We start from the raw sequence: 11,420 nt of genomic DNA, 5'->3' as shown, positions 1-11,420 counted from the left end.
CCCCTCCCCCCCTCTCCCCACCCGACACCACACCCACCCCCCCCCCCCCCCCCCCCCTCCCCCCCCCCCCCCCCCCCCCCCCCCCCCCCCCCCCCCCCCCCAGGACCCGATCCGGCCGGGCGCGGTCGGCCGGTCGGGAAGTGCGGTCATGGTTCAGCCCCTGGGTTCGAAGTAGTGCGATGGGGTGAGCCCGGCGCAGCGAACGGGCGCGCGCGATCAAGAAGTTGATCTTGAGATGGACGTGGCTCTCCCCGGGAAACCGGTCGAGCGGTCAGTCCGGGGAGGTAGTCGGCAGGGCGGCGTCCCTGCCCGCGCCGTCGACGTCGTGGTCGCGGCTGACTCCGATGAGCTTGAGCTGAGTAATGGTGTCGCCGGCACCGGCGAGCGCGAACAGCTGGCGCAGGCCACCGGAACCGTCGTGTCCCGGTGCGACAGTCGACGCGGGCGCGGCAGGCGCGGCCGGTGCCGCGGGCAGGCCTTCGCCGCTCCCGCTGCCGCCGCCTCCGGCCTGGCTGAGTTCCTTGACCGGCGGCGCGGGCTGAGTCTCCTGCTTGACGGCGGATTGCGCGGCGAGGACGCGGGCGGGCGCGGTGTGCGCCACCGGAGCCTGCTTGCTGACCATCGCGACATCCGGCGCTTCCGGCTCTTTCGCCAGCTTGGCCGCGGGAACGGAAGCGCTGACCGGCCCGCTCTCCACCGGGGCCGGGTCGACCTTCTCGACCGGCGGTGCCACGACTCGGACCGGCGCGGTGTCGACCACCGTGTCGACCGAGGCGACCGTGGTGTGCAGGGCCCTGTCGATGGTGTCGTCGACGGTTCCGAGGATGCTGTCCAGCAGCGCGGGCTGGTGGGTTTCGGGGCTGCCGAGAAGCCCGTCCAGGAGGCCCGGGCCGGGTTCGCGGTCGGAGCCGCCGAGAAGGCCGTCGAGCAGACCGTGCTCGGGCTCGTGGCTAGTGGTGTTGAGCAGGCTCGGGGCGGGGTTGCTGGTGGTGATGTTGAGCAGGCTCGGGACCGGGTTGCTGCTGGTGGCGCTGAGCAGGCTCGGTGCTGGGTTGCTGGTGGCGCTGCCGAGCAGGCTCGGCGCGGGGCTGCTGGGCTGGCTCGGCGCTGGGTTGCTGCTGAGCGGGCTCGGCTGGGGTGTGCTGGTGGTGGTGCTGAGCAGGCTCGGCGTGGAGTTGCTGCTGGCGCCGGACAGTCCTTGGGCGAGCGCACTGCTAGTGCTGCTGAGCAGGCTGGGCTGCGTGGAGGCTGTGGAGACTTCGGGGGCGGCCACCGGGGCGTGGTGCCTCGCTTTGCCGGGGCTCTTTGCCTTGCCGGGCTTGGTGATCTTGGCCGCGGGCTGCGTCTCGGCGGTGCTGGCGCGATGGTCCGGCTCGCATCCGGCCCCGGTGGCCGGTCGGAAGCTCACGTCCGGCCGGTCGCCGTTGGGGGAGACCTCGAACAGGTGCGGGTGGGCGTGTTTCGCGCTGGTCGCCGCTCCGGGCATGGCCCAGGTGAGCGTGCCGGACGTGGCTGTTCCGGCGTACCGGTGCTCCGGGTCGGTGTCGTGCGCCGAAACGGCCGGACGGTCGGCGTGGTCGTCCGCCGACGCGTTCGCCTGCGACAACGCCGCGCCGAGCAGCCATCCGGCCAGCGTGAGCCCGCCGGCGACGGCGATCCGGGCGGCCGGGCGGGCGAGCGGAGCCGCCCAGGCCCGGGGCCGCCGTCGCGCGCCCGCGCGCGCGAAAGACGCGTCCGCGCGGTCGGTCATTCCGAGAAGCGCGGAACCCGTGCTCCCGAACGGACTGGCGCTGGTGCCGGACGTCGCGGGAGACGCGAGGCCGCACGGATTCGCCATGCCGGTCACGCCACCACCACCGTCCGCGCCTGAAGCTCGTGCCACCGCACGAGACTGATCTTGCTGGGGCTCTCTTCCGGCCAGGTCGCAGGTCCCCCGGGGCTGCCCTCTTTCTAGCACCGGACGCGAGTCTTTCATCTCTCCCGCGCTCGATCCACCCCGTAAGGCGGAACGTCCCCACCGGCTCTGGTGTCCGATCAGCCCTAGTCGATCACCCTGCGTGGCTTCAACCGGGGCAAATGCGGCCATCCGGTGGGGCGGCCGACGAGCCGAATTCGGGCGTTGACCCGATGTTTCGGCTACCGCGACACTCTCGGTATCTCTGTTACTGCAGTGCCAACGAGCGGCCGGACGGCAGTCGTCAGACGAGTTTCCGCAGGCGTTCGACGGCTTCGTCGATCACCTCGTTGCGCTTGCAGAACGCGAACCTCAGCAAATGTTTCCACTCGTCCGGGTGATCCGTGAACACCTTGACGGGTACCGCGGCGACTCCGGCGCGTTCCGGCAGCGTCCAAGCGAGCTCGGCGGCGTCCTCGAAGCCGAGCGGACGCACGTCAGCCGTCACGAAGTACGTCCCCGCACTCGGCCGGACCGCGAATCCGGCATCGGCGAGCCCAGCGGACAGCCGATCACGCTTCTCCTGCAGGCTCACGCGCAGGTTTTCGACCCACTCAAGTTCGTTGTCGAGCGCGTACGCCACGGCCGGCTGCAGCGGTCCGCCGGAGACGAAGGTGATGAACTGCTTGGCCGCCTTCACCGCGGCCACCAGCTCCGGCGTCGAGCAGACCCAGCCGATCTTCCAGCCGGTGCAGTTGAAGGTTTTGCCCGCGCTCGAAATCGCGACGGTCCGCTCGCGCATCCCGGGGAACGACGCGAGCGGAAGGTGCTCGGCACCGTCGAAAACCAGGTGTTCGTAGACCTCGTCGGTGACCGCGATGAGGTCGTGTTCGACGCACAGCCGCGCGACTTCCTCCAGCTGCGCGCGCGAAAACACCGTGCCGGTGGGGTTGTGCGGCGAATTCAGCAGCACCGCGCGGGTTTTCGGAGTGATGGCGTCGCGGAAGGCATCGAGGTCGAGTTCGAGCTGTCCGTTCTCGGTCTCGACCAGACCGATCACGCGACGCTGCGCCCCGGCCATCGCGACCGCCGCGGCGTACGAGTCGTAGTAAGGCTCGATCACGATCACCTCGTCACCGGCCTCGGTCAGCGCGATCAGCGACGCCGCGATGGCCTCGGTCGCGCCGGCGGTGACCAGGATCTCGGTGTCCGGGTCGTAGCTGGCTCCGTAGCGCTGGCGGTGCCGGCTGATCGCGGCGCGCAGCTCCGGACGGCCCGGCCCCGGCGGGTACTGGTTGTCGCCGCCGAACAGCGAGTTCTTCGCCGTTTCGAGCATTCCGGCGGGCCCGTCGGTGTCCGGAAAACCCTGGCCGAGATTGACCGCGTCGTGCCGGACGGCGAGCGCGGTCATCTCCGCGAAGACCGTCGAGGTGAACGGGCGAAGGCGGGGGACGAGAGCTGGTTCACGCACGAGAACGCATCCTCACGGACAATGGCGGTGTGGAGCAACTCACCCCTGCCAAGGTCACGCCCGCGGATCCGCCCGGCGGCGGCGCCGCCGGCGAAGAGGCGAAACGGCGCGCCCTGCGGAAGATGAAGCTGGTCGCGCTGTCCTTCCTGCTCGGCGCGACGATCGTGTTCCTGCTGACGAGCTGGGCGCAGTCGGCGGGCTGGCCGGGCTGGGTCGGCTACGTGCGCGCCGCGGCCGAGGCGGGCATGGTCGGCGCCCTCGCGGACTGGTTCGCGGTGACGGCGCTGTTCCGGCATCCGCTCGGCCTGCGGATCCCGCACACCGCGATCATCCCGAACAAGAAGGACCAGCTCGGCAACAGCCTCGGCGAGTTCGTCGGCTCGAACTTCCTGTCCCCGGACGTCATCCGCGACAAAATCCGCCGCGTCGAGGTCTCCCGCAGGCTCGGCGGCTGGCTCTCCCAGCGAGACAACGCGGAACGCGTGACGTCGGAACTGGCGACGGTCGTACGCGGAGCGGTGACGGTGCTCCGCGACGAGGACGTGCAGGCGATCATGGAGCAGGCCGTGGTCAAGCGCGTGATCGACAAACCGTGGGGCCCGCCGCTCGGCAAGATCCTGGCAGGCGTCTTCGAGGACGGCGCGCACCACAAGCTGGTGGATCTGATGTGCGACCGCGCCTACGAATGGGTCCGCGACAACCACCAGACGATGCTGCGCGTCGTCTCGGACCGCGCGCCGAGCTGGTCGCCGAAGTTCGTCGACGAAATGCTGGCCGACAAGGTGTACGGCGAGGTCCTGACCTTCACCTGGGCGGTGAAAACGGACGTCAACCACCCAATGCGGCTGGCACTGGACAAGTTCCTGGGCGAGTTCGCGCAGGATTTGCAGACCGACCCGAAGACCATGGAACGGGCCGAGCAGGTCAAGAGCCAGATCGTGCACCACGCGGAAGTGCAGAAACTGATCGGCAGCGCGTGGGCGACGGCCAAGGAAATGCTGCTGAAAGCCGCGGAGGACCCGTCGAGCGAACTGCGCCAGCGGGTGCGCGGCGGCCTCGAATCGCTGGGCAAACGCCTGGTGGACGACCCGGCGATGACGTCGAAGGTAGACGGCTGGGTCGAGGGCGCGGCGGTTTATCTGGTGACGCATTACTCCCGCGAGATCACGACGATCATTACGGACACGGTCGAGCGGTGGGATGCGGAGGAGACTTCCCGGAAGATCGAGCTGCAGGTCGGGAGGGATCTGCAGTTCATCCGGATCAACGGGACCGTGGTGGGGGCGCTGGCCGGGTTGGTGATTTACGCGGTGGCGCAGTTGTTGTTCTGAGGGTGGGGGTTTGCTGCCCTGGGGGGTGTTGTGCGGAGCGGGAGTGAGGAGTGGCGGGGTCGGCTAGTGGCTGCGGGTCGAGTAGTTGCTGTGGGCCGAGCTGGAGGTCGCCGCGAGAGCTGGTCGGCGGGAGTGGCTGGCGGCGGAGAACGGCTGGCAGTCGTGGGGTTGTCGTGCGGCGGGTCGGCTGGCGGTTGCGGGTGAGGGCAGTGCGGCCGCGGTTGGCTGGCTGATCGCGGGCGGGAGCGGTGTGACGGGGATGGCTGGGGTCTCGCACGCGGAGCGTGCCGGTGGTCGGGCGGGCGGGTTCCCGGCGAGTGCGGTCCGGCCGGTGTTGTGGCTGGCGGCTGTGGCGGTGCTGTCCGGTAGTTGCTGGGTGCGGCGGGGGCGGGGTTGGCTGTCGGCTGTGGCTGGGCAAGCCGGTTCCTGGCGGGAGTGGCGTAGCGAGGATTGGCTAGGGGACCTGGTCGGGCGGGAGGGTTTCCGGCGAGTGCGGCATGCCCGGTTGGCGCGGCCTGGTGTTGTGGCTGACGACTGTGGCCGTGCAGGCGGTAGCTGGTGAGTGTGGCGGGGCGGTCCCCGGCGAGAGCGGCGTAGCGGGGGTTGGCTAGGGGCCGTGGTCGGGCGGGCGGATTCCCAGCGAGTGTGGCGTGCCGGGTGGGCCCGGCCAGGTGTTGTGGCTGGAGGATTGCTGGCGGCTGTGGCTGGGCAAGCCGGTTCCCGGCGGGAGCGGCGTAGCCGGTTGACTGGCAGCTGCGGGTTGCTGGCTTTTGAGCCCGAGTTGAGGCGGATGACGGTGGTGGCCCGACCGCACGGCGGAAGGTTTGCCTGCTCACCAGGCACCAACTGCCGGTAGGCGATGGGCTGTGCTGGCCCACCTGATGCGAGCAGGAAGCGGCCGCCGGATTCGGCTGGCACCATGATTTCGTTGTGGTTGAGCCGAAATCGCTGTCATCTCAGCGCTCGCGGCGCTGGCGGATCACCCACGCGCCATGCCAAGGGCGGCGGGTCACCGTCCCGGGACAGGTCGAAGATGCGACGCGGGTCCGAGGGTCGCGGCCGGTGTCGCCTCCGGCGGGGTCTGGCGGCGTTGTGTCGGCTGCGGATTCCGCAGTCCGCGCGCGAGGGAGGACGGGCGCGGCGGGTGGTCGGTCGTATGCGCGCAGTCCTATACCACAGTGGAGAGCCGCTCAAACCAGTTGTCCACAGGAAGCTGAGTTATCCCCGGGGTTATCCACAGGAATTCACGGTGATGGCCTAATCGCTGTCCACAACTTGTGGGGATCCAGGGCATCTGCACGTGCACATGTGGTGGGTGGGGACAAGTTGTCCACAGGGGGTTAGTTGTGGACAGCTGCCGTGCGGGCGCGCCAGGAACGGGCTTTTTCGCGGTTTCCGCAGACGCGCATCGAGCACCAGGTGCGGGAGCGGTTGCGGGATTCGTCGAAGAAAGCCCACAGGCAGTCGTCGGCGGGGCAGATCTTCAGGCGGACCCAGTCGCCTCGGATGGCCAGGCGGGTGGTCGCGGCGAGAGTCGCGGTGACGGCGTCCGGGGTGAGCAGGGCCGGGCCGGTTTCGGTGAGGGTGAAGCGGAGCGGGACGTCCAGCGTGGTCGCGGGCAGCCGCGGATCGCCGACGGCGGCGCGCAGGCTGTCTCGTACGGCGCGGGCTTCGGCGGGATCGTTCGGTGTCACGTCGTGATCCGCGGCCCACTGCCGCCAGAGCTCCGGATCGTCCAGCAGGTCGTCGCCCCGTTCGATGTCGATGGTGTTGAGAAAGGCGACCACCAGGGAAGCGTCGGTGTGCACCTTCCCAGTGTACGGGCGATATCTGTTGCGACCTGGCTTCCTAACCGACATACTCGCTTTACTGGTTACGCGACGAGGAAAGGATGGACACCACATGGGTGCGATTCCGACGTTTGGCGGCGTGGCGTTCGACTGTCCGGACCCGGGGGCGCTCGCCGGCTTCTACCGCTCGCTGCTTGAGTGGGCCGAACCCAAGATCGCTCCGGACAACCACTGGGCCACGCTGATCGACCCGCGCGGCGGCGTTCGGATCGAATTCCAGCGGGTGGCGGATTACCGTGCCCCCGAATGGCCCTCGCCGGACCGGCCGCAGCAGGCGCATCTCGACCTTGACGTGCCCGACCTCGAGGCCGCTCACCAGCGCATTCTCGGGCTGGGCGCGAAGCTGCTCGACGATTCTCCAGAGACCTTCCGCGTGTACGCCGATCCGGTCGGCCACCCGTTCTGCCTTTGCGCCTGCTGACACGGAGCAGCGAACCCGCGTAGGGTCGGATGTGTGATTTGTCCGAAGTGTCAGAATGTGATGCGCACGGTCGACAAGAACGGCGTCCACATCGAGCAGTGCGACGGCTGCCGCGGGATCTTTCTCGACCGCGGCGAGCTGGAGCAGATTGCCGGTGCGGAGAGCGCTTTCTACCGGCAGCAGCCTCCGCCATACGGCCGTCCCGACTCGCCGCGTCCGTATCAAGGCGGGTATTCGGATTCGCCCCGGCCGTATCGGGGCGGGCACGCGGATTCGCCGCGCCCGTACCGAGGTGGACACGCGGACTCGCCGCGGCCGTACCGCGGCGGTTATGGGGATTCGCCGCGACCGTACGGCGGACGTCGCAAGCGCGGCTTCCTCGAGAACCTCTTCGACTGAGTTGTCCACAGTCCCAGTAGCGCTTGATTTGAGGATCTGTCCGGCCTGTGGCGACCGCGCGAGTTGTCCACAGGTGGACGGGGACACCTTGTGGTGCGCGGAATGCGGGCATCGGTGGCCGTTCCGGCGGCTGCCGTTGTTCGCATTGACGGGTCCGAGTGCGGGTGGCAAATCCACAGTCGGACCGCGGCTGGCGCAGCGATTGGCGGGCGAGGCCGTCGTGCTGGAGCAGGACGTGTTGTGGACCGGAGCGCTGCGCGACGACGTCCCGGGAAATCCAGCGTTTCGCGGAGCGTGGCTGCGGATGGCGGCGATGCTGCACCAGAACGGACGGCCGGTCGTGCTGTGCGGGACGGTCGCGCCCCAAGAACTGGAACCGTTGCCAGAGCGCGTGTTTTTCTCGGATGTGCACTATCTGGCCCTGGTCGCGGACAACGAGACTCTCCGCCGCCGGTTGCGCGCCCGGCCAGCTTGGCGGGAGTGGGACGAGCCGCGGGTCGAGGAGATGCTCGAGTTCAACCTGTGGATACGTGGGCAGGTCGAGTCCATCGACACGACCGAGGCCCGGCTCGACGACGTCGTGACCGCGGTGGAGAGGTGGGTCCGGGCCAGAATTGGGTCCGACCTAGGAATCGGTGCGTGAGCGAGAACTGGCTGGGTTCGACCTAGCGATCGCGAGGGCGGTCGAGCCAGGGCGACTCAGCCGTATGGCCAGCGGTGGTCGGATTGTGGATCGTCCAGCCAGAAGGTTTGTTCTTCGCTGTTGACTGTCAGGCCGAAACGCGACCGTCCGGGGCGGCCTAGCGCTTCCCAGCGGCGGTAAGCGTCCTCGGCGAGATCCCACAGGGCGCGCGGGCCTCCTTGCGCTACCTCGAAACCCGAATCCGTACGGCGGGTGCGAGCCCACGAACCGTCCGGATGGGACAGCGCGAAGGCACCGTTCGGGTCGACGTGCACCGGGCGTACGTCGGGCAGCTCCAGCGAGGCGAAGAACTCGAAATGTCGTTGCGGTTTAAGAACATCTGTCATCGACAGCTCTGTCGGGCGCCATTGGGCGTCGGCGGCGGGCGGTAGTTCCGCGAGAGGCGGCAGGCGATGGGCGCGCAGGGGCATGAAGCGGCCGTCGCGGGCCAGGACTTGACCTTCGGCGGTCGTGCCTTCACCTGCGGTGAGCCGGACGAGCCCGCCGCCGAGCGGGCGGTTGAGCGTGGTGACGATGTGTCCGCCGGGAAGGGTTTGCGCAAGCCAGGCAAGGGGAATCCGGGAGACCGACGCGGTGCACAGGATCCGGTCGAAAAGGATTCCGGCCGGGAAACCGAGTGCACCGTCACCCGTGGCGCAGGCGGGCGCGTAGCCGCAGGAGGTCAGGCGTTCCTTCGCGGCCGCCGCGATGGCCGGGTCAATGTCTACTGTGGACACTTGGCCGGAACCGCAGCGGTGGCACAGCAAACCGGCGTTGTAGCCGGTTCCGGTGCCGATCTCCAGTACCCGATCCCCGTCGCGGACCAGGAGTTCTTCCAGCATGATCGCCATGATCGCGGGCATGCTGGACGAGCTGGTCGGCACGCCGGAAACCGGTCCGGTGGCGCGGGCGCGGTCCCACAGCGCGGGGTCGTCGTTGAGTTGGGTGACCAGGACGTCGCGCGAATAGACGCGGTCCAGCCAGTCCGGATCGCCGCGGTCGACGGCGGCCCAGAGATTCCCGGCGGGCACGAAAAACTGCGGCAGGAAGGCGTGCCGCGGGACGGTGGCGAAGGCTTCCGCCCATGCCTCGTCGTGCAGCACGTCCTCTTCGACGAGCTGCCGGACCAGACGTCGACGCAACCGTTGTGCCCGCATAAGCCCAGGGTAACGGGGTGAGCGGAACCACACCCGATGGTTGCAAGCAGGGTGCTTGCAATAGCTAGCACGCGAGCGTACTGTCGAGTAGGTCGCGAGGAGGTGACCGGATGACAGAACCCGGCGGAGCGCAGCGCCCTATGGACAAGGTCGCGGACATCGCCTCCGACATCGGCGAGTACATCCGCCAGCAGCGCAACTCCGCGAAGATTTCGTTGCGCCAGCTGTCGAAACTCGCCGGAGTGTCCAATCCGTACCTGAGCCAGATCGAGCGCGGGGTCCGCAAGCCCAGCGCGGAGATCCTGCAGCAGATCGCGAAGGGGCTGCGGATCTCGGCCGAAGCGTTGTACGTGCAGGCCGGGATTCTCGACCTGCCGACCGGCGGCCCGGTCGGCGACGCGATCCGCGCCGACGCCGAGCTGACCGAACGGCAGAAGCAAGTCCTGCTCGACGTCTACGAGTCCTTCCGGCGCGAAAACGCCGCCGCGAACACCGCACCGAAGACCACCCAAGAGACCACTGAGGAGTCGGCATGACCACGCCCAAGACCGAAGACGTCCGCAAGGCTGTCAACAACGCGCTCGACCAGGTCCGCACCCCGCTGCTCGCCGCGCTCGGCGCGGGCAACCTGGCCAGCCAGGCCGTGACCGACGCTGTCGCCAAGGCCCGCGCCAACGTCACCAAGAACACCGAGGCCGCCCGCAAGGGCCTCGAGGAGCTGCCGACCGAGGTCGAGAGCCTCCGCGAGAAGCTCGACCCGGCCGAACTGCGCAAGGCCATCGACGAGTACACCGAGGCCGCGCTGAAGCTGTACAACAAGCTGGCCGAGTCCGGCGAGCAGGCGTGGGACAAGATCTCCGCGCAGCCGCAGGTCAAGAAGGCCCTTGAGCAGCTGGAAGACGCGCTGACCACCGCCCAGGAGCGCGTGGAGGGCCTGACCGAGGAGACCCGCGAGCGCGTCGACGGCGTGCTGTCGAAGGTCACCAAGCGCACCCGTTCGGCTGGCGAGAAAGCCGCCCGCAAGGTGACCGAAGTGGCTGGCGAGACCGCGGACGCGGTTGAGGAACTCGGCGAGAACGTCGCGCACGAGACCCGGTCGGCGACCCGCAAGGCCGCGAACCGGACCGCGCCGAAGACCACCAGCCCGGCCCGTCGCACGACGAGCAGCACGACCAGCAGCGCGACGGCGAACGCCAAGAAGCCGGCCGCGCCGAAGACGGAGAAGTGACCTCTGGGTCAGTACCGCGCTGACGACGGTTTGGGCGCTTGGGCGCGGTAACCGTGGGGGCGGCACGGTTTGCGCCGGGGTCGCCAGGGCGAGAATTGAAGATCGAGGGGTCGCACGGCGGCCGGGCTGAGGATTTGGCCCGGCCGCCGTGTGCTTTGTTGGGGTTGTGCTGCGGGTGCGGGGGCCGTGGCTGGGTGCGCTTGATCCGGCGAATGGGGCTGGTTGGTGGGCGCGGCGAGCGCCTGCACGGGCCGCGGGTAGTGCGGCGCACCTGGCATGGTGCGCGCGAAATTCAGTGAAGGTGGCACCCGGAGCGGTGGTTGATGGTGGGCCTGGCCTAGCTCGGCAAGCGTCGTTGGGTCGGGCCTAAGTTTGGGTGAGCGTCGGGTCCGACCTAGATTGAGTCGTGCATCGTTAGGTCTGACCTAGCTTCGCGGCGGAGAGCTGGGTTCGACCTAATCGCCGGTCCTGAAACCCGCGGGAAGCTAGGTCGGACCTAATCTGAAGCCTGAGCGCCCCGGCTAGCAGTGACCGTTGTCACCCCGCACGCCGCAGGGGTGGCAAACCATGGCCAAACCCCTTCGCTCCAGCCCTGACCAGGGGTCACGTCGTGCTGCCGGGTTTCGGGGGAGCGGGCGGCGTGGGCGGTTTGCCGTAAGCTGACGTCGTGCTGGTTGCCGATTGGATCCTCTGGGTCATCCACTGGGGCAGCGCCTTGGTCGGGCTCTTCGCCTTCGTTCACGCGCTGCTGCAGCGAGCCGACGCGTACTCGGCGGCCGATCGCAAGACCAAGCCGATCTGGATGTTGATCACCGGCGGGGCCACGCTCGCCATGGTGCTGTTCCAGATCCAGGGGCCCGGGTTCATCTTCTGGGTGCCCGCGATGGCGGCGGCGCTCGTCTACATCGTCGACGTGCGGCCGAAGCTCATCGAGGTTCAGCGGGGCCACCGCAACTGGTGACCGGAACGCCGGGCGGATTACATTCG

The 11,420-nt window shown here is 68.9% G+C and carries 11 protein-coding genes; 7 read left to right on the top strand and 4 right to left on the bottom strand.

What is annotated here, in order from left to right; all coding sequences use genetic code 11:
* Positions 1–271 precede the first annotated feature (271 nt).
* Both ACZ63D_RS17580 and ACZ63D_RS17575 read right to left on the bottom strand, forming a co-directional pair.
* The gene (locus tag ACZ63D_RS17580) at positions 272–1,882 is read right to left on the bottom strand and encodes a hypothetical protein (protein ID WP_465355342.1); all 1,611 of its coding nucleotides are present in this window, start codon (positions 1,880–1,882) and stop codon (positions 272–274) included.
* Between the two features lie 316 nt (positions 1,883–2,198).
* Positions 2,199–3,365, bottom strand: coding sequence for a pyridoxal phosphate-dependent aminotransferase (locus ACZ63D_RS17575; protein ID WP_465355341.1), 1,167 nt, complete (start codon positions 3,363–3,365; stop codon positions 2,199–2,201).
* A 29-nt stretch (positions 3,366–3,394) separates the two neighbouring features.
* Here ACZ63D_RS17575 and ACZ63D_RS17570 point away from each other — a divergent pair, with 29 nt between their 5' ends.
* Positions 3,395–4,696 carry a DUF445 domain-containing protein gene (locus tag ACZ63D_RS17570; RefSeq protein ID WP_465355340.1) on the top strand — a complete coding sequence of 434 codons (1,302 nt, stop codon included), beginning with the start codon at positions 3,395–3,397 and terminating at the stop codon, positions 4,694–4,696.
* 1,340 nt (positions 4,697–6,036) lie between these two features.
* Here the strand turns inward: ACZ63D_RS17570 and ACZ63D_RS17565 are convergent.
* Positions 6,037–6,504, bottom strand: a complete 468-nt coding sequence (locus tag ACZ63D_RS17565) for a CGNR zinc finger domain-containing protein (RefSeq protein ID WP_465355339.1) — start codon at positions 6,502–6,504, stop codon at positions 6,037–6,039.
* Positions 6,505–6,598: 94 nt separating this feature from the next.
* On the opposite strand from ACZ63D_RS17565, the gene ACZ63D_RS17560 reads away from it, so the two are divergent.
* From ACZ63D_RS17560 to ACZ63D_RS17550, 3 genes are all read left to right on the top strand, one after another.
* Positions 6,599–6,967: a VOC family protein gene (locus ACZ63D_RS17560; protein WP_465355338.1), complete on the top strand. Its 369-nt coding sequence runs from the start codon at positions 6,599–6,601 to the stop codon at positions 6,965–6,967.
* 33 nt (positions 6,968–7,000) lie between these two features.
* Positions 7,001–7,366 (top strand): TFIIB-type zinc ribbon-containing protein, encoded by a 366-nt coding sequence (locus ACZ63D_RS17555; RefSeq protein ID WP_465355337.1) that lies wholly within the window; start codon positions 7,001–7,003, stop codon positions 7,364–7,366.
* Between the two features lie 73 nt (positions 7,367–7,439).
* The gene (locus tag ACZ63D_RS17550; RefSeq protein WP_465355336.1) at positions 7,440–8,009 is read left to right on the top strand and encodes an AAA family ATPase; all 570 of its coding nucleotides are present in this window, start codon (positions 7,440–7,442) and stop codon (positions 8,007–8,009) included.
* 56 nt (positions 8,010–8,065) lie between these two features.
* Here the strand turns inward: ACZ63D_RS17550 and ACZ63D_RS17545 are convergent, their stop codons facing one another.
* A complete protein-coding gene (locus tag ACZ63D_RS17545) occupies positions 8,066–9,205 on the bottom strand; it encodes a methyltransferase domain-containing protein (RefSeq protein WP_465355335.1) in 1,140 nt (379 codons plus the stop codon).
* 140 nt (positions 9,206–9,345) lie between these two features.
* On the opposite strand from ACZ63D_RS17545, the gene ACZ63D_RS17540 reads away from it, so the two are divergent.
* The 3 genes from ACZ63D_RS17540 to ACZ63D_RS17530 all read left to right on the top strand — a co-directional run bounded on the left by ACZ63D_RS17540 (position 9,346) and on the right by ACZ63D_RS17530 (position 11,394).
* A complete protein-coding gene (locus ACZ63D_RS17540) occupies positions 9,346–9,741 on the top strand; it encodes a helix-turn-helix domain-containing protein (RefSeq protein ID WP_465355574.1) in 396 nt (131 codons plus the stop codon).
* On the top strand, positions 9,738–10,433 hold the full coding sequence (locus tag ACZ63D_RS17535) for a hypothetical protein (RefSeq protein WP_465355334.1): 696 nt from the start codon (positions 9,738–9,740) through the stop codon (positions 10,431–10,433). The genes ACZ63D_RS17540 and ACZ63D_RS17535 overlap by 4 nt, the downstream gene beginning before the upstream one ends.
* A 667-nt stretch (positions 10,434–11,100) precedes the next feature.
* A complete protein-coding gene (locus ACZ63D_RS17530) occupies positions 11,101–11,394 on the top strand; it encodes a DUF2516 family protein (protein WP_465355333.1) in 294 nt (97 codons plus the stop codon).
* The last annotated feature ends 26 nt before the right edge of the window (positions 11,395–11,420 follow it).

This window comes from Amycolatopsis sp. NPDC104775, assembly GCF_055583325.1.
Note: the sequence above shows the minus strand (reverse complement) of the source record. Positions and strands in the feature narration are given on the sequence as shown.

Bases quoted from the DNA above. Each gene is read 5' to 3' on its own strand.
- ACZ63D_RS17560 (WP_465355338.1), top strand. From the start codon at position 6,599: ATGGGTGCGATTCCGACGTTTGGCGGCGTGGCGTTCGACTGTCCGGAC.
- ACZ63D_RS17535 (WP_465355334.1), top strand. From the start codon at position 9,738: ATGACCACGCCCAAGACCGAAGACGTCCGCAAGGCTGTCAACAACGCG.
- ACZ63D_RS17540 (WP_465355574.1), top strand. From the start codon at position 9,346: ATGGACAAGGTCGCGGACATCGCCTCCGACATCGGCGAGTACATCCGC.
- ACZ63D_RS17545 (WP_465355335.1), bottom strand. From the start codon at position 9,205: ATGCGGGCACAACGGTTGCGTCGACGTCTGGTCCGGCAGCTCGTCGAA.